This is a genomic window from Suipraeoptans intestinalis, from assembly GCF_034091795.1.
Classification (GTDB): Bacteria; Bacillota; Clostridia; order Lachnospirales; family Lachnospiraceae; genus Suipraeoptans; species Suipraeoptans intestinalis.
In genome coordinates, this window is the sequence record NZ_JAXFXH010000025.1 from 12111 (window position 1) to 29718 (window position 17608).

Consider the following 17608-nt stretch of genomic DNA (forward strand, 5'->3'; position numbering starts at 1 on the left):
CACATACCTTTGCTTCAAAAATTCTCCGTCCGGCAATTTCCCCTGTCGTTTCTGGAAATTTTGCGTAGCCTTTCTCTTTTGTGCATCTTCCTTTTTTAGAAGGCTTCCCCCTTTTCTTTTGGGGATTTTCGCCTTCCCTTTGAAAGCCTTTCCTTTTTTGGAAATCCTCCGTCTTCTTTCTCCTTATGTCTACAGATGGGTTTCTGCACAGGTCAGCGCAGATTCGATGACCTGATCCATATCATAATACTTGTATTCTCCCAGCCTGCCTCCAAAAATCACCTGTTTTTCCTGGTCTGCCAGCTTCTTGTACGCCACATACCTCTGACTGTTTTTTTCGTCATTGACCGGATAATACGGCTCATCTCCCATCTTCCATTCCCTGCTGTACTCCCGGCTGATCACTGTTTTCTTCAGGTCATTTCCTTCTTCATCTTTTCCAAATGTAAACCACTTGTGCTCTATGATCCGGGTCCATGGCGTCTCCCTGTCTGTATAATTCACCGCTGCATTTCCCTGAAAATTCGGAATATCCAGTACTTCTGTATCAAACTGAACAGAACGGTACTCCAGGCAGCCAAGCCGATAGTCAAAATAAGCGTCGATCGCTCCGGTATAAACAATATGCTCTGCCTGCCGGTCCCACTTTTCCTTCTGTTCCAGGTAATCTGTTTCCAGACGCACCTCGATCCCCTCCAGCAGATTCTCTGCCAGTTTGGTATAGCCGCCCACAGGGATCCCCTGGTGCTTCGCATTAAAATAATTGTTGTCGTAGGTAAACCTGACCGGCAAACGCTTGATGATAAATGCCGGAAGCTCCTTGCAGTCTCTTCCCCACTGCTTTTCTGTATAGCCCCGGATCATTTTTTCAAAAATATCCCGTCCTACCAGGGATACCGCCTGTTCCTCCAGGTTTCTGGGAGTCCCTGTGATCTCCTGTCTTTGCCGACGAATCTTTTCCTCCGCCTCCTGTGGTGTTGCCACTCCCCACATTTGGTTGAAGGTGTACATATTAAAGGGCATGGAATAGATCTCTCCCTTATAATTGGCGATCGGCGTATTGGTAAAGCGATTAAATTCCCCAAATTGTGTAATGTAATCCCAGACCCGCTGATTGTTGGTGTGAAAAATGTGCGCCCCGTACTGATGCACCTGAATTCCTTCCACCTTTTTAGTGTAGATGTTCCCGCCAATATGCGGCCTCTTATCCAGTACCAGCACTTTCTTCTTCTTTTTTTTCGCCTCTCTTGCAAAAACGGATCCAAACAGACCCGCTCCTACAACAATATAATCGTACATACTTCCTCTCCTGTCTCCCGAACTTCCCTCTATTTTCATCCGTCGGGCCTTCTGCAAGTTTCCCCTATCCTTATCTGCCGAGCCTTCTACAGGCTTCTCTCTCCTTATCTGCCGGGCCTCTTACAAGTTCCCCTATCCTCATCTCCCAGGCCTTCTGTAGGCTTCCCCATCCCATCTGTCAGACCTTCTGCAGGCTTCTCTATCCTTATCCGCCGGGCCTTCTGCAAGCGCCGTTACCGCCGCTGCTTCCGGCCTCCCTTCCCTCCAAGCACAGACAGGACGGCCCCTGCCAAAAGATAGAGATCTGCCAGATTTGCGGTGAAGCCTTTGGGAAGTCCTTTGACTTCCTCGATTCCGATGTAGTCCACCACATATCCCCGTACCAGGCGGTCGTACAGATTGCTGGCTGCTCCTGCCAGAGTAAGTACCAGCCCCGCCTTTGCTTTCCTGCTTTTCTCCTTTCGGATCCCTTGTAGCGCAAAAAGGCCTGCCATGCCTGCTGCCAGCATAGATACGCCTTTTATCAGTCCGGGGAATTCCTCCAGTTTTCCAAGAAGGAATCCCCTGTTATGCACTTTCCTGAAAAACAGCCGCCGGGAGAGCGGAATCTCCTCTGTCTCTTCCATTTGCGTTTCGACGTACTGCTTCACGGCCAGATCCGTACCGGTCAGGAATAAAAACAAACTGATCCACATGCTTTTAGTTTCCTTCTTTGATCCTTGCGATGGCTTCCTTCTGATGGGCAATCTCTTCTTCCCGTTTTTCAATCGCTTCACACAAGGCAATATATTCCGTATCCATCAGCTCTCCGTTTTTAAACTTTTCGTAGATCATCCTGCCGATATCTCTGATATCTCTGTCATTGGCCCGGTTCAGCAGACCGATCTGACTTTTCTTCCGCTGGATCTCTACTGCATTTTCCGCCTTTTCCCGCAGATCCGAAACCACATCGCTCACCTGCTGCCCTAATCCTTCCAAAAAATCACTCATGTTCCCTGCTCCTTTCTTCTGCTTTGTTGACTGCACGGCAGATCTGCTTCCTGCCGCCCTGTAACCTCCTGTTGTGTTCCGGAGATCCGGAACCTGTCTCTTTTCTTTATTTTAAAGCTTTTCTTTTCTTCTGCCAAGACTATTCTTACAGATCCTCTCATCACCCGGTGCCAAGAACCGTCTGCATCTGATCCGAATCCTTGTTTCCTCTTCCACGGATCGCCCTTCAAAGCACATTTTTCCAAACATGGCTTTCTCTGCAAAGCTCTTCCACAGCCAAAGCCTTTTTCCGGCCGACCTTCTGTCAGATTCCGGCGCCGCTTCCTTCCTGTCGGATGGGAGCGTCTGTTTTTCGGAACACGACCTTCAATAAGATCGGCGTGATGATGGTAGTCGCCACCACCATAATTACCACCGGTCCTAAAAACGAACTGCCAAGCAGCCCCATCTGCGCTCCTTTTCCTGCCACGATCAGGGCTACCTCTCCTCTGGAGATCATCCCTACTCCGATCCGCTTGCACTGATAAGGCTTATAGCCGCAGGCCTTTGCTCCCAGCCCGCACCCGATGATCTTTGTCACGATCGCCACTACGATCAGCAGGAGGGAAAACAGAACCACCTTGACTGTCATTTTGGGAATCACTACCTGAATGCCGATACTGGCAAAAAACACCGGTGACAGCAGCATAAAAGAAACCGTATCAAACTTTGTTTCTACCTTTTCCACATTTGCCGTGTTGGAAATGATCAGTCCGGCGATGAAAGCGCCGGTAATATCTGCCACGCCAAACCACTCCTCCGCGATATAGGCCATCAGCAGACAGAACACAAACGCCATGATCGCATGCCGGTGAAGAAACTTCGGCGCAGAATCGATCCAGAATTTGTATAGTTTGTAGAACAGGAATCCTGCCACAAAGGCAAAGGCAAAAAATCCCACGATCCGAAGGATCACTTCTACCAGATGTACCTTTGAATCCGCCAGGCTGGTCACAATCGTCAGGGCAATGATTCCCAGAACATCATCAATGATAGCCGCCCCTAAAATAGCATTCCCCGATCTGGTCTTTAATTTCCCCAGCTCTTTCAGCGTTTCTACCGTGATGCTTACAGATGTGGCCGTCAGGACAATGCCAATAAAGATATTTTGCAGAAATATAGTACCGGATGCGTCCGACGGGATCATCCCCGGCCGGTTAAACAGGTATGCCAGGCCAAATCCTCCCAGAAGCGGCACCGCCACCCCGCAGACGGCGATCACCAGAGAGGCCTTCCCACTCTGCTTCAGTTCTTTGATATCTGTTTCCAGCCCCGCTGAGAACATCAGCACGATCACGCCCAGCTCCGCCACAGAATTGATAAAATTGGTGGAAGACAGGACGCCCGCCACCGCCGGCCCCAGAAGCAGTCCGGCCAGAAGCGCTCCTACCACCTGCGGCATATTTACTCTTCTGGTTGCCAGTCCCAGTACTTTTGTACACAGCAGGATCACTGCCAGATCCAGCAAATATCCATAGTCTCTCATCGTCTTACTCCCATCCCGTCTGACTCGCTCTCCCCGGGTTTCTGTCAGACCTTCTTGTCGTTTATCCTTCAGATCCTCTTATCGATTTTCTCCGCCCTTACCCGCATCTTCCAGAGTCTCTGTTTTCTCCGGAAGCGCAGTCTGGCCTCTCAGGGAGATGACAGGTCCCCCCGTCCCCTCTATATAGGCTCTGGTGATCGTCACTTCTCCGATGCTGTCATCCTTGGGGATCTCGTACATGATGTCCAGCATAAACTCTTCGATGATCGCGCGCAAAGCCCTGGCTCCCGTATCCTTTTTCATGGCTTTTTCCGCAATAGCCAGCAACGCCTCCGGCTCAAATTTCAGATTTACCTCATCCAGCGCCAAAAGCTTCTGGTACTGTTTGATAATGGCATTTTTCGGCTCCTGCAAAATCTGGACCAGCATCTCTTCATCCATGGCCCGCAGGGAGAAAATGATCGGCATACGCCCTAGAAATTCCGGGATCATCCCAAAGCTGCGCAGATCCTCTACCGTCACCTTTTCCAGAAGGCTCCTGTCCTTGTCGTACTTGTCCTTCAGATCCGCGCCAAACCCGATGGAAGACTGCTTGGTCAGTCTCTCCCGGATGATCTTTTCCAGGTCCGGAAAGGCGCCTCCGCAGATAAACAGGATATTTTTCGTGTTGACCGTGGTCAGCGGCACCATGGCATTTTTACTGTTGGCTCCCACCGGTACTTCCACCTCGCTTCCCTCCAGAAGCTTCAGCATCCCCTGCTGTACCGATTCTCCGCTGACGTCCCGCTGGTTGGTATTTTGTTTCTTGGCGATCTTATCGATCTCATCAATAAAGATGATGCCTCTCTCCGCCTTCTCCACATCATTGTCTGCCGCTGCCAGCAGCTTGGATACCACACTTTCAATATCGTCTCCTATGTATCCCGCCTCTGTCAAGGAGGTGGCGTCCGTAATGGCCAGCGGCACATCCAGAAGCTTCGCCAGCGTCCTGACCATGTAGGTCTTTCCGGAACCGGTGGGGCCTACCATCAGCATATTGGATTTTTCAATCGCGATCTCATCCATGGTGCCTGTTGCCACCCGCTTGTAATGGTTATACACTGCCACCGACATGACTTTTTTGGCATGCTCCTGCCCGATCACATACTCGTCCAACTGCGCCTTGATCTTATGGGGAGGCGGGATATTTTTAATATCCAGAACCGGCTCTTCCCGTTTCTCCTTTTCTTTCTTTTCCTCTTTTTTCGGCAGGGTCTCACCGGTGTTCTTCTGTTGGAAAAACTGCATTTCCGGCAGGTTCATCAGGCGGCTGTAGTCGATCTGTCCGCTGCTCATTGCATCAAAACTTCTTTGGATACAGTCCTTGCAGATAGACATCCCATTGGGAAGCTCGATCATTTTTCCTGTGACCTTTTCCGGCCTTCTGCAAAGGGAGCAGAACTTCTCCGGCGTTTTCTTCTGCTCTTCTTTCGGTTCCTCCTGCTGCTTCAGGCTGCTTTCTTTTTCTTCTGTTTCTATGTCAAACTGATTGTCTTTCTCACTCATCCTGTCTGTTCCTTTCCTGGTGTTCTGCGACGACTTGTGTTCTGTTGAGACGTCTGTCAAACCGGCTGCACCGGATCTGTCTCCGGCTGCCCTGCCATTGCCAGCAGCTCTTCCTCCGACAAAATGGGGATATTCAATTCCCTTGCCTTTTTATTTTTGGAGGAGGTCGATCCTGTGTCATTATTGATCAGAAAACTGGTTTTCGAGGTAACGCTGCCCGTCACCTTTCCTCCCCTTGCTTCGATCCATTCCTTCAGTTGACTGCGATTGGAAAATCTGGCAACACTTCCTGTCACCACAAATACCTTTTCCCGGAAAAGGTAAGACGCTTCCTGTCTGTTTTCTTCCAGCCGGATCTCTTCTAAGATATCCAGATACCTGCTCCGGTTCTTTTCCTGAGAAAAATAAGCCTCAAACGCAGCTGCGATCACAGGGCCTATCCCGTCGATCTTCCCCAATTCCTCTGCCGTTGCTTCCATGACCTTTTCCGGATCCTGGTCAAAATGCCCGCAGATCAGCTTGGCATTTGCCAGTCCGATATTGGCGATCCCCAGGCTGTAGATCAGTCTGGGAAGACTGGTATCTCTTGCCTTTTCTATGCTGTCTGCCAGATTCCGGAAGGACTTTTCTCCGAAGCCTTCCATTTGGCAGATCTCTTCCCGGTACCGGGACAGCCGAAAGATGTCTCCCGACGTTTGAATAAAGCCTTTTCCCACAAATTTTTCCAGGCTTGCCTCCGACAACCCTTCTATGTTCATGGCATCCCTGCTTACAAACAGGGTGAACGCCTTGATCTGCTTTGCCTGGCAGTCCGGGTTGTCACAATACAGGGCTCTGGCGCTTCCTGTCTGCCGGATAGAGGTTTTCCCCTGACAGACGGGGCAGGTTGACGGAATCTCCAGGTTCCCGCTTTTGGTCAGATTTTCTGCGATCTGGGGAATGATCATATTGGCCTTATACACCAGAAGCCGGTCTCCGATCCCCAGCTCCAGCTCCTCCAGTATGCTGATATTGTGGACGCTGGCCCGGCTGACTGTCGTTCCCTCCAGCTCTACCGGTTCAAAGATGGCCACCGGATTGATCAGTCCCGTTCTGGAAGGACTCCATTCTATAGAAAGCAGGGTGGTCTCCCGCTTCTCATCTTCCCACTTAAACGCCATGGAATCCCTTGGAAATTTGGAGGTCTGTCCCAGAGACTCTCCATAAGCGATGTCGTCATAATTCAGCACCAACCCGTCCGAAGGAAAATCATTTTCTCCGATGCGGGAAGAAAATCCCTCCACCGCTTGTCTCAGCGTATCCTGCGTTACCAGGCAGTGCTCCACCACTTCAAACCCCTGCTCTTCCAGCCAGTCCAGCTGTCGTTTTCTGGAATTCCCAAAATCGACTCCCTCTGCCTTTACTACCGAAAACCCATAGAAGCTCACCCGTCTGCTTTTTGTGATCTGGCTGTTCAGTTGTCTGACGGATCCGCTGCAAAGATTTCTGGGGTTCTTGTATTTGGCCTCCACCTCCGGCAGCTTGCGGTTGATCTCTTCAAAATCCCTGTACCCGATCACGGCCTCTCCCCGAAGGATCAGCTCATTGGAATACTTGATCTTCAGCGGGAGATTCCGAAACGTCTTCGCATTGGGCGTCACGATCTCTCCTGTTTCTCCGTTTCCTCTGGTTACCGCTTTATAAAGACGCCCCTCCCGGTAAGTCAGCACAATGGTCAGCCCGTCCATCTTCCAGGACAGCACTCCCTTTTGTGCTCCCAGAAACTCTGTCAGTTCCTCCGCACTTTTCGTTTTGTCCAGGGACAGCATAGGACGCTCATGTTTCTCTTTGGGCAACTGACTGACCACTTCATAGCCTACGTTTACGGTAGGGCTGTCAGCCCGGGTGATCCCTGTTTCTTTTTCCAGTGCAACCAGCTCCTCGTACAACGCATCATACTCCAGATTGCTCATCCGTTCCTCTGCCTGCTGGTAATAGGCGTAAGAAGCTTTATTTAGTATTTCTATCAATTCTTCCATTCTGGCTTTTTTTGACCTGCTCATATAATTGTGTTTTCTCCTGCTCTGATAATTCCCGTATTTGCCCGCACTGCATCGCATCCAGGGTAATATTGACCACCCGTGTCCGGATCAGCCGCTCCACCCGGCATCCCAAAGCCTGGCACATCCTGCGGATCTGCCGGTTCAATCCCTGGGTCAGGATGATGGAAAATCGCTTCTCTCCCAGTTGTCTGACCCTGCACGGTCTTGTAAGCGCATCCAGCCCCTTTTCCCGATCCACCAGCCGGACGCCTGCCGCCATCTGTTTCAAAAATGCTTTTGTCACCGGCCGGTCGATCCAGACCTCGTACTCCTTTTCATGGCCATTCCGGCTGCGCATCATGCTCTGGATCAGTTCCCCGTCGTTGGTCATCAAAAGCAGTCCCTCCGACTCCTTGTCCAGCCGTCCTGCATAAGTGACTCTCTGCGGGTAATTCACAAACCGTATGATGTTATTTTTTTCTCTTTTCTCCTCCGTACACACGATCCCCACAGGCTTGTAAACGGCAAGCACCAGTTTCCCTGGGCTTTCTCCCACTTCTTTTCCGTCGATGCACACCGTTTGCCCCTCTTCTATCTGCATACCTAAAAAGGCTACACTTCCATCGACTGTAACCTTTTTCTCTGCGATCCATCTGTCCGCCTCTCTTCTGGAGCAAACGCCTTTTTCATTTAAGTATTTGTTCAATCTTATCATTATCATCGACCTGCGCCGCTTCGCCCGCACTTTTCTGCAGCCTGCGCGCCGCCTAAATATTCCTGTTTATTCCATGTAATCTTATACCCTTTCCCCCTAAAAGTCAAACTTGTGTTATACTGGAAAAAGGATTTATTTCAGGCCGGAATCTTTCTTTTTCTGCCCATGAAAAAAGGAGAATTTTATGAACATTTTTACGCTGTCTTCCAAACTGTGCATGTCCCATCTTTTGCTGCGGGACACCTTTGATTCCTTTTCCTTTTTGGAGGGGGAAATCGTTACCTTTAACCGCTTTTCCATCGATGGTTTCCTCTGCCCGGATTTTTTTGACGAACCACAGGAACGCTCTCATTCCCTCTGGAAGGAGGTAAAAAGCTTCTGTCTGAAACTGATCCGCGGCAGCCGTCCTCCGGTGGAATTCCGCCTGGTGCTGGCCCTTTCTCCGGCGGATCTGGAACACTTCTTTTCTGCCTGCTCCCTTTCTTCCCGGGAACAGGAAAACCTACAGGGACTGTACCTGAATTTTCATTTTAAGGAGCATGTCCTCACCTGTACCACCGGAGTGTCCACCCGCACCTTTTCTTTGGACAGATCCCTGGAAAGAGCCTGGGATTCCTATGCCGAGACCTTTTTAAAGAGCATCCCACTGGAGTTGGAAAAAAACTGAATCGGCGAAGGATCAAACGTTTCCCAGCCGGTTATCTCATGATTCCCTCCGGGGGTAAATTCCAGATGCTCCTGCATCCCGCACCTGCAAAAATCCCCCTCTTCTTCTCCTGTCTGGTCTTTTAAAGACCTTTCCGGAAAAGAAGAGGGGGATTTTATTTTTTTATCGTTTCGTGATTTCCTGGATGGTTTGCTGCCGATATCCCGGAGGCTCGCCTTTTTTTACTGTGTCAAAAGCAGCAGGATCTCGTTGCTCCTCTGCACGAAAGCAGTCATTTCTTCCGGAGACAACGGCTTATGCGCCATGGCCGCCAGGTCATACAGCTGCCTGCAGATCAGCGTCGTGTGCTCTCCCTCTTCTTTGGACACATACTGCACCAGCGGATGGTTGGCGTTCAGGATCAACGAGCCCTCCTGGCCCATCCCCAGATCTGCCATCCCGTACATCTTCATCATTTCCTGCATACGGCGGCTTTGTTCGGACAGCACCATAACAGACGCTGTCTTTTCATCCTTCAGCCGTTCCACCTGTACGTCCAGCTGTTCTTTTCCCAGCTCTTTCCGGAAGATCTCTTTCAGCTTTTCAGACAGCTTTGCAAAGCTTTCTTTTTCGTCTTCTTCTATGGTTTCCTTGAAATCGCCTGCCACTTCCGCATCGATCCTCTGGAAAGACAGCCACGGAACTCTCTGTTCCAGCTGTGTTACAAAAGGCGTATCTATGTTGTGGCCAAAGAGGACGGCATCCTTTCCCTGGCTCTTAAACATCTGGATATACTGGCTCTGCTGGATCTCATCTGTCACATAGGAAATGGAGAATTTTTCTGTCTCCTCCCCTTCCTTGGGCTCTTCTACTTCTTTTTCCAGTTTCTGCGGATCGCCTCCCAGGGCTTCCACCAGCTCCTTCAGTGTCAGATAGTTTCCTTCCAGATTTTTAAACAGGATGGCATCTTTCATCTTGTCACTGAATTTTTCATCCTTCAGACAGCCAAACTTAATGAAGGGACTGATATTATCCCAGTACTTCTCATAGTCTTCCCGTTTGGTCTTACACATCCCCGTCAGCTTATCCGCCACCTTTTTGGTAATGTAGTCCGCGATCTTATTTACAAACCCATCGTTTTGCAGAGCGCTTCTGGATACGTTCAAAGGCAGATCCGGACAGTCGATGACTCCCTTCAGGACTCTTAAAAATTCCGGGATCACTTCTTTGATATTGTCCGCGATAAACACCTGGTTGTTGTACAGCTTGATCATCCCTTCGATGGAATCATACTCTGTGTTGATCCTTGGGAAATAGAGGATCCCTTTCAGGTTAAAGGGATAATCCATATTCAGATGGATATGGAACAGCGGCTCTTTGTAGTCCAAAAAGACCTTCCTGTAGAAATTCAGATAGTCTTCTTCGCTGCATTCATTGGGGTGTTTTCCCCACAAGGGAGCCGTATCACTCAGGGAGACCGGTCTTTTTACGATCTTTACCTGATTTTTTGCCGGCGACACTTCCACCAGCTTCTTTTCTCCGTTCTCGTCCTCCTGCTCCTCTGTCTTGGCTTCCTCCTGTATCCGTTCGATGACAGTATCTGTTTCTTTTTCTTCCTCCGCATCGATCACTTCGTATTCCGGATCCGCCCCTTCTTTTTCCAGGAAGATCTCTACCGGCATGAAGGAACAGTATTTTTCGATCACTTCCCGCATACGGTATTCGTTGGCAAATTCCAGGCTGTCCTCATTCAGGTACAGCGTGATCTGCGTCCCCGTTTCTTCTCTGGTACCTTCTCCCATTTCATACTCGGTACCGCCGGTGCTTTTCCAAAGAACCGGCGCTGCATTCTCCCGGTAGGAACGGGTATGGATCTCCACCTCATCCGCCACCATAAATGCCGAATAAAATCCCAGTCCAAAGTGGCCGATCATGTCATCCTCTGTCGTCTTGTCCTTGTATTTTTCCAGAAACTCTGTTGCGCCGGAAAAAGCGATCTGGGTAATGTATTCCTCCACCTCTTCCGCCGTCATGCCAAGTCCGTTATCCAGAAATTTCAGCGTCTTATTCTCCGGGCTTACCAGGACTTTGATCTTCGGACGATAATCGTCCGCCAGCCGGTACTCTCCCATCATATCCAGCTTCTTCAGCTTGGTGATGGCGTCGCAGCCGTTGGAGATCAGTTCTCTTACAAAAATATCATGGTCAGAATATACCCATTTCTTAATGATAGGGAAAATATTCTCACTGCTGATGGACAGGTTTCCTTTTTTTATTGTCATAAAATCACTCCTCTTTTTTAGTCTCACCAGTATGATAATACACTCATTTTTAAAAGTCAACCAAAAATCAGCACTCACCTCATTAGAGTGCTGATTTTTCTTTTTCAGATCCTGCGCGGCTTCCCTTCTCTTCTTTTTGTTTTCTCTTTGGAGCTTCTGTTCCTCTATTCCACACTTTTCAGAGATTCCACCATGTTGATCTGTTTCAGCTTCCAGTACATGACCAGGTTCACCAGCAGCGAAAATAAGATAGTCAGCAAAAAGCTGTACAAATAGCTGCTGGGTTGGATCAGTCTGCCAAACATGGCGTCATCTGTTTCCACGGTCCGGATCATAAACTGATGCAGAACCGTTCCCACGCCTGCTCCGAATACCGTTCCAAACAGTGTCAGGATCACATTCTCCCGATAGACATAAGCGGACACCTCCCGGTCATAAAAGCCCAGAACCTTTAAGGTTGCCAGCTCTCTCTGTCTTTCTGTAATATTAATGGTATTCAGGTTGTACAGGACGACAAAGCTTAAGGCTCCTGCCGCCATGATCAGCACGCCCATCACCAGATTCAGACTGCCGATCATATCCTGGAGTCTTTCTTCCACCGCATTCATATAGGAGATCCCCTGCACCTGCCGATTTTTCAGCCAGGTTTCCCCCAGCTTTGTGATCTGACTTTCCGAGACAGAATCCTTGACGGTAAACAGGATGCTGTTGTAAACCGGCGCCTCTTTGTACAGTTCTTGATAGGTCGCTTCATCCATATAAAGAAAATGCCCCATGTAATTTTCCGCAATCCTCTCGATCTTCAGCCGCTTATCCGCATGCTTCTGATCTTTAAGCAGCAGTGTTTTATCCTTTTCCCACTTCAGCAGCGCCGACGCCTTCTCCGTCAGAACCGCCCCTTTCCTGAGATCGTAGGATTGTTTCGTTTTCCTGTTTCGCAGGGAAAAGGCATCCCGGTACTGCTCCTTTGGCAGCACCATCAGATAGGTTTCCACCTGCTTTCCGGACAGCTTCAGAGTCACCTTGCGGACAGAAGCCTCAAAACAGGACTTCACTTCCTTTTCCTGTTTCATTTTTTCCAGAAATGCCTCTCTGTCTTCTGCTGAGGTATTTTCCGCAAAATACAGACTTCCGTCGTAGGTCTGCAGTTCTTCGTACTGCACGTCTGCTACCTCTACAATAGAATCCCGCAGCCCAAATCCCACCAGCATCAGCCCCATACAGCCTCCGATCCCTGCCACCGTCATAAAAAACCGTTTTTTATACCGAAACAGATTTCGGACCGTAGACTTCCATGTAAAATTCATATGCGACCACAGGATCCGGATCCGTTCCAGAAAGATCCTGGTTCCATTTTTCGGTGCTTCCGGCCGCATGAGCTGTGCCGGCTGCTCCCGCAGCTCCTTGTGACAAGCCAGGGCCGTTGCCCCCAACGTACAGACAAGCGCCGTTCCCGCTGCATGGATCCCGTATCCCCAATGGTACGGTACCAGGATCTTCCCCATCTGCGGGTAAAGAATCCTGTAAGAATAGATGATGATATATGGGAAAAATTTTTCGCCTGCCAGAACGCCCAGTACGCTTCCGGTCACTGTGGCGCACAGGGCATACCCCCAGTACTTGGCGGAAATCTGAAATTCCCCGTATCCAAGCGCCTTCATGGTTCCGATAGAGATCCTCTGTTCCTCCACCATACGGGTCATCCCCGTCAGACTGATCAGTGCCGCCACCAGAAAGAAAATCGCGGGGAACACCTGACCGATAGCTCCCATCCTCCGGGCGTTGTCCCCAAATCCGTCATACTCCGGAAGGGAGGTGCGATCCTGTACATACCACGTTCCCTCCTTTGGCTCCATCTGCTCCTTGATCTTCGTTTTCACTGCCGCCACCAGCTTCTGATAGCCTTTTGTATACGCCACTTCTTCTCTGGCCCGGTCTACTTCCACATACGCCTGCGTGTAGGACGACAATGCAAAGGTTTCTTCCGGAACCAGGAGAAAACCGTCCAGACTGCCGGAGCCGATCCCCGTGCTGCCCCTTTCTGCGGAAATATAGCAGGGGCTGCTTCCGATTCCCGTTACCGTCACTTCCGTTTCTTTCAGCATCGTCTCCAAAGGGAGCTGACTGCCGGATTCCAGTTGGATCTTATCTCCGATCCGGTATCCCAGCTTCGCATCTGCCAGACATTCCCACCGGTTTTCGGGAAGACGTCCCGTTGTTACCTCCGGCTTGTTGAACGCGTCATTTAGCGCCGTTACCCGCACGGTCAGCTGCTCTTTTCCTTTTTTGCTGAGAAAATCAGCGCTGTAGCCGCCTTTTGCCTGCTTCACTCCCTGAATCTTTTCTATTTCTCCTATCAGATCCCCGGAAATCCCTTCCGGATGAACGATCTCCAGATCCATCAGATTCCGGGCATCAAAATAAGCGTCGCCGGTGATCTGCATGGAAGGCTTCGCCGAACGCAGTCCGGAAAAGAAGGCCACTCCCAGCGCCACGATAAACAAAATAGACAAAAACCGCCCTCTGCTTTTATACAGTTCTCTGAAAAAATCTTTTCTTGTTGCCAGACGTTTCATATCCTTCCCCTACCACTCAATGTCCTCCACCGAAATAGGAGCGGAGTTTTTCTGAACGGAAGCCACCTTTCCGTTTTTTACCTGAATCACCCTGTCTGCCATAGGTGCGATAGCAAGATTGTGGGTAATTAGCACTACCGTCATATTTTTTTGCCTGCAGGTGTCCTGCAGCAGCTTCAAAATGGCCTTTCCTGTGTGATAGTCCAGTGCTCCCGTAGGTTCATCACACAGGAGCAGCTTGGGATTTTTGGCCAGCGCCCTGGCGATGGATACCCTCTGCTGCTCTCCCCCGGAAAGCTGTGCCGGAAAATTGTCCTTCCGATCCTTCAGTCCCACTTCCTCCAACACAAGGTCCGCATCCATCGGATCCTTACAAATCTGCAGCGCCAGTTCCACATTTTCTTTGGCCGTCAGATTTGGGATCAGATTGTAGAACTGAAAGACAAAGCCGATTTCTTCCCTGCGGTAAAAGATCAGCTCTTTTGGCGTGCAAAGAGCAATATCCCTTCCATCCACCAGCACGCTTCCGGAAGTCGCAGTATCCATGCCGCCCAAAATATTCAGCACCGTCGTCTTTCCCGCTCCGCTGGGTCCCACGATCACGGCAAACTCTCCCTGATCGATCTGAAAATCGATCCCGTCGGCAGCGGCGATCTCGATCTCTCCCATGTGGTATATCTTTTTTACCTGCTTCAGTTCTACAAATCCGTTCATTCTCTTCCCTCTACTCTTTTCCGTTAAAACAGTAGGTACACAGCTTGCAGGCAGGAAGACCGATGGATTCTACCAGATCATCCAGCCTGTGGTATCTTAATGTGGTAAAATTCTGCTGCTTTCGTATTTCCTCGATCATCTGCTCATAGCGGCAGCTGCCCGGCTTTGCGTACTCTTCCAACACCTCCGGCGAGCATTCTCCTCCTTCTTTTTCCAGGATCACCCTCCTGGTGATAAGATCCATCTCTGATTTGGATCTGGAAAAATTCAGATATTTGCAGCCGTACAGCAGCGGAGGACAGGCCGGTCTTACGTGTACCTCCTTTGCTCCGCTTCTGTAAAGAAACTCTGTCGTTTCCCGAAGCTGAGTTCCCCTTACAATGGAATCGTCGATCAGCAGCAGCTTTTTGTGCTCGATCAGTGCCTGTACCGGGATCAGTTTCATACGGGCGATGAGATTTCTCTGGTTTTGAGTAGTCGGCATGAAAGAGCGCGGCCAGGTAGGGGTGTATTTGATGAAGGGCCTTGCGTAGGGAATGCCCGCTTCATTGGAATATCCGATCGCATGTGCCACTCCCGAATCCGGCACGCCCGCGATCACATCAGGCTCCACCTGATTCCCGTCCCGCTTTGCCAGCATGCTTCCACATTTGTAACGCATTTCTTCTACATTGATCCCTTCATAGGAAGAGGTGGGATACCCATAATACACCCAGAGGAAGGAGCAGATCTTCATTTCTTCCGAAGGCTCTCCCACCGTTTCCACGCCCTCCGGCGTGATAAAGGCGATCTCCGCCGGCTTCAGCTCTTTGTAGTCCCGGTATCCCAGATTGATGTAGGCGAAGCTTTCAAAAGAAACACAGTAGGCGTCTTCCTTACAGCCGATCACCAAAGGCGTTCTTCCTTTTTTATCCCTCGCCGCATAGAGTCCTTTTTCCGTCATGACCAGCATCGTCATGGATCCGTCTATCACATCCTGCGCATAGCGGATCCCCTCCGCAATACTGGCCTGCTTGCAGATAAGAGAAGCTACCAGTTCTGTGGCATTTACCTGCCCTGTACTCATTTCCTGAAAATGGGTGTGCCCCTGGCTGTAGGTCATATCCAGCAGTTCTTCCGTGTTGTTGATCTTTCCTACCGTCGTGATGGCAAAGCTTCCCAGGTGGGAACGGATCAGCAGAGGCTGCGGCTCAAAATCCGAAATACAGCCGATCCCCAGATTTCCCTGCATTTCCCCTACATCTTTGTCAAACTTTGTCCGAAAGGGGGAATTCTCTATGTTGTGGATCGCTCTTTCAAATCCCTGTTTCCCAAACGTTGCCATCCCGCCTCTTCTGGTTCCCAGGTGAGAATGATAGTCTACTCCGTAAAACAATTCCAACACACAATCCTTTTTTGAAGCTACTCCAAAAAAACCGCCCATTTTGTTCTCCTTTTCCTCGTCTTATTCTGTTGTTTCTTTCCCGATTTTATCACAAACACCAAAGCGGTGTCTAATGGAAGTTCACCCGGTTCAGTGCTTCCATCTGCGTCCGGATCCAGGGAGCATCCCTTTCGTCGCACATGGTAACGATCAGATCGCCTGTTACCAGTCTGGTCTTGCCCTTGGGGATGATCTCCTCTGTTCCTCTCTTTATGGAAATCAGCAGGCAGTTATCCGGCCAGGGAACCTCTGCCACCTGTTTTCCTTCCATTGCGCCTCCCTGCTCCACCACAAACTGGGTCAGCAGCTTTTCTCCTTCCTCCGCCGGCGCTTTCGTCCGGCCCTTCACTATCCGTTCCAGAAGGCTTTCGTAGATCGGCTTGGATCCTAAAAGTTCCGCCGTCACATAAGCTGCCACAGAAACTACCGCCAGAGACAGTAGCTGGCTCATAGAGCCTGTCATTTCAAAAATCAAAATGATCCCTGTCAAAGGGGCTCTTACAATGGCTGTGAAATAGCCTGCCATGGCAAGGATAATGAAATTGCTGATGTAGCTGCCATCCAGCCCCAGAAGCTGATGACAGATGGTTCCAAACGCGCCTCCCAACAAAGCCCCCAGCACCAGCAGCGGAAAAAAGATTCCTCCCGGAGCGCCGGATCCAAAGCTGAAGGTAGAAAAAAGGAACCTGCCCACCAAAAACAGCAGCATGACTCCCACCGTCAATCCTCCTCCGGCCAGGCTGTCGATCAATTTTTGCCCGCTTCCTAATAGTTCCGGTACCCAAAGCGCCAGAAGTCCGGACAGCAAAAACGGAAGCAGCATTTTTTTTACCGGCGTCTTCAGGGTTCTCCCATACCACTCCTGTACCTTCAGCGTTCCGTGGTTATACAGGACTCCTCCCGCGCCCAGCACGATCCCCAGGAGCAGGAGCAGCCAGTAATTTTCCAGAGGAATGGCTCGTGTCACCTGAAACCGGAAAACAGAATGGACTCCCAGGATGGAAGAACACAAAAAATCTGCCGTCAGCGATGCCGTCATGACCGACAGCAGCACAGAAACAGAAAAATTCTTATGGATTTCTTCCAGAGAAAACATCACGCCTGCCAGGGGAGCATGGAAGGCCGCCGAGAGCCCGGCGCTTGCCCCGCAGGTCAGAAGGAATTTTTCTTCCGTCTTTCCCACATCCAGTCCTTTTGCCACACCCTTCCCTGCCATAGCTCCCAGCTGGATGGACGGTCCTTCTCGTCCCAGCGCCAGTCCGCCCAGCATGCAAAGGCTTCCCCCGAGAAATTTGGTCCAAAGGACCCGATACCAGGTCTGATTGATGGATCCTTGCATCTCTCCTTCGACCTGCGGGATCCCGCTTCCGGAAGCCATCGGCTCCAGAGCCACCAGCTTTCCCGCAAGTACTGCCAGAAAAAAAAGTGCCAGAAACCATGCGATAACATAGAGAGGCTTTCCTTTTATGAAGGAAACGATCCTGAAAAGCCACTCTCCCGCCTGTTCCAGACACAATCGATAAAGCAATACTACGACTCCCGCTGCGATCCCCACCAGTATCCCTTCTCCCATAAGGATCGCCGGAAACCGCTGCTGTCGTCTCACTGTGTGTTCAATACTCTTTTTCTTTCCTCTCTCTCTCACCACTTCACACGTCCTCCCTGCCTTCTATTATAAACCAGCCACGTGGCTTGTCAACGAATGGGACCGCCAAATCTCATTTCTTTTCCCGTTTTCTGTCTGACTTTCCTCTCCGGTTACGGAACCTTCAAAACACCTTTCGCCGGATACAGGTCTTCTCCTTCAATCGTATCTTCCCTGTTTGAGAGGCTTCCCTTTTGATTTTTTTACTTTTTTCAAATTTTGCTTGC

The 17608-nt window shown here is 50.2% G+C and carries 13 protein-coding genes; 1 reads left to right on the forward strand and 12 read right to left on the reverse strand.

What is annotated here, in order from left to right; translation table 11 throughout:
- Positions 1 to 189 precede the first annotated feature (189 nt).
- The 7 genes from glf to SOW26_RS08455 all read right to left on the reverse strand — a co-directional run bounded on the left by glf (position 190) and on the right by SOW26_RS08455 (position 8095).
- Positions 190 to 1299, reverse strand: coding sequence for a UDP-galactopyranose mutase (gene glf / locus SOW26_RS08425; protein ID WP_320652228.1), 1110 nt, complete (start codon positions 1297 to 1299; stop codon positions 190 to 192).
- Positions 1300 to 1532: 233 nt separating this feature from the next.
- A complete protein-coding gene (locus tag SOW26_RS08430; protein ID WP_320652229.1) occupies positions 1533 to 1994 on the reverse strand; it encodes a signal peptidase II in 462 nt (153 codons plus the stop codon).
- A 4-nt stretch (positions 1995 to 1998) separates the two neighbouring features.
- The gene (locus tag SOW26_RS08435; protein WP_154476468.1) at positions 1999 to 2289 is read right to left on the reverse strand and encodes a hypothetical protein; all 291 of its coding nucleotides are present in this window, start codon (positions 2287 to 2289) and stop codon (positions 1999 to 2001) included.
- A gap of 304 nt (positions 2290 to 2593) precedes the next feature.
- Positions 2594 to 3814, reverse strand: coding sequence for a cation:proton antiporter (locus SOW26_RS08440; RefSeq protein WP_276959099.1), 1221 nt, complete (start codon positions 3812 to 3814; stop codon positions 2594 to 2596).
- A 78-nt stretch (positions 3815 to 3892) separates the two neighbouring features.
- Positions 3893 to 5359, reverse strand: a complete 1467-nt coding sequence (gene clpX / locus SOW26_RS08445) for an ATP-dependent Clp protease ATP-binding subunit ClpX (RefSeq protein ID WP_320652230.1) — start codon at positions 5357 to 5359, stop codon at positions 3893 to 3895.
- Between the two features lie 56 nt (positions 5360 to 5415).
- The gene (gene ligA / locus SOW26_RS08450; protein WP_320652231.1) at positions 5416 to 7401 is read right to left on the reverse strand and encodes an NAD-dependent DNA ligase LigA; all 1986 of its coding nucleotides are present in this window, start codon (positions 7399 to 7401) and stop codon (positions 5416 to 5418) included.
- A complete protein-coding gene (locus SOW26_RS08455) occupies positions 7349 to 8095 on the reverse strand; it encodes a pseudouridine synthase (RefSeq protein ID WP_320652265.1) in 747 nt (248 codons plus the stop codon). Before SOW26_RS08455 ends, ligA begins: the two co-directional genes overlap by 53 nt.
- Before the next feature lie 184 nt (positions 8096 to 8279).
- Here SOW26_RS08455 and SOW26_RS08460 point away from each other — a divergent pair, with 184 nt between their 5' ends.
- Positions 8280 to 8762 (forward strand): DUF5721 family protein, encoded by a 483-nt coding sequence (locus SOW26_RS08460; RefSeq protein WP_320652232.1) that lies wholly within the window; start codon positions 8280 to 8282, stop codon positions 8760 to 8762.
- Positions 8763 to 8983: 221 nt separating this feature from the next.
- Here SOW26_RS08460 and htpG read toward each other — a convergent pair whose 3' ends face one another.
- From htpG to SOW26_RS08485, 5 genes are all read right to left on the reverse strand, one after another.
- A complete protein-coding gene (htpG, locus tag SOW26_RS08465; protein ID WP_320652233.1) occupies positions 8984 to 11023 on the reverse strand; it encodes a molecular chaperone HtpG in 2040 nt (679 codons plus the stop codon).
- Positions 11024 to 11187: 164 nt separating this feature from the next.
- On the reverse strand, positions 11188 to 13599 hold the full coding sequence (locus SOW26_RS08470; protein ID WP_320652234.1) for an ABC transporter permease: 2412 nt from the start codon (positions 13597 to 13599) through the stop codon (positions 11188 to 11190).
- Between the two features lie 9 nt (positions 13600 to 13608).
- The gene (locus tag SOW26_RS08475; protein ID WP_154476480.1) at positions 13609 to 14313 is read right to left on the reverse strand and encodes an ABC transporter ATP-binding protein; all 705 of its coding nucleotides are present in this window, start codon (positions 14311 to 14313) and stop codon (positions 13609 to 13611) included.
- Positions 14314 to 14323: 10 nt separating this feature from the next.
- A complete protein-coding gene (locus SOW26_RS08480; RefSeq protein WP_154476482.1) occupies positions 14324 to 15736 on the reverse strand; it encodes an amidophosphoribosyltransferase in 1413 nt (470 codons plus the stop codon).
- A 70-nt stretch (positions 15737 to 15806) separates the two neighbouring features.
- Positions 15807 to 17309: a ClC family H(+)/Cl(-) exchange transporter gene (locus SOW26_RS08485; protein ID WP_154478819.1), complete on the reverse strand. Its 1503-nt coding sequence runs from the start codon at positions 17307 to 17309 to the stop codon at positions 15807 to 15809.
- Between the last annotated feature and the right edge of the window lie 299 nt (positions 17310 to 17608).

What these genes read in the sequence shown, in the direction of transcription:
- glf (WP_320652228.1), bottom strand. Translation starts at nt 1,299, where the DNA reads ATGTACGATTATATTGTTGTAGGAGCGGGTCTGTTTGGATCCGTTTTT.
- SOW26_RS08430 (WP_320652229.1), bottom strand. Translation starts at nt 1,994, where the DNA reads ATGTGGATCAGTTTGTTTTTATTCCTGACCGGTACGGATCTGGCCGTG.
- SOW26_RS08435 (WP_154476468.1), bottom strand. Translation starts at nt 2,289, where the DNA reads ATGAGTGATTTTTTGGAAGGATTAGGGCAGCAGGTGAGCGATGTGGTT.
- SOW26_RS08440 (WP_276959099.1), bottom strand. Translation starts at nt 3,814, where the DNA reads ATGAGAGACTATGGATATTTGCTGGATCTGGCAGTGATCCTGCTGTGT.
- clpX (WP_320652230.1), bottom strand. Translation starts at nt 5,359, where the DNA reads ATGAGTGAGAAAGACAATCAGTTTGACATAGAAACAGAAGAAAAAGAA.
- ligA (WP_320652231.1), bottom strand. Translation starts at nt 7,401, where the DNA reads ATGAGCAGGTCAAAAAAAGCCAGAATGGAAGAATTGATAGAAATACTA.
- SOW26_RS08455 (WP_320652265.1), bottom strand. Translation starts at nt 8,095, where the DNA reads ATGATAAGATTGAACAAATACTTAAATGAAAAAGGCGTTTGCTCCAGA.
- SOW26_RS08460 (WP_320652232.1), top strand. Translation starts at nt 8,280, where the DNA reads ATGAACATTTTTACGCTGTCTTCCAAACTGTGCATGTCCCATCTTTTG.
- htpG (WP_320652233.1), bottom strand. Translation starts at nt 11,023, where the DNA reads ATGACAATAAAAAAAGGAAACCTGTCCATCAGCAGTGAGAATATTTTC.
- SOW26_RS08470 (WP_320652234.1), bottom strand. Translation starts at nt 13,599, where the DNA reads ATGAAACGTCTGGCAACAAGAAAAGATTTTTTCAGAGAACTGTATAAA.
- SOW26_RS08475 (WP_154476480.1), bottom strand. Translation starts at nt 14,313, where the DNA reads ATGAACGGATTTGTAGAACTGAAGCAGGTAAAAAAGATATACCACATG.
- SOW26_RS08480 (WP_154476482.1), bottom strand. Translation starts at nt 15,736, where the DNA reads ATGGGCGGTTTTTTTGGAGTAGCTTCAAAAAAGGATTGTGTGTTGGAA.
- SOW26_RS08485 (WP_154478819.1), bottom strand. Translation starts at nt 17,309, where the DNA reads ATGGGAGAAGGGATACTGGTGGGGATCGCAGCGGGAGTCGTAGTATTG.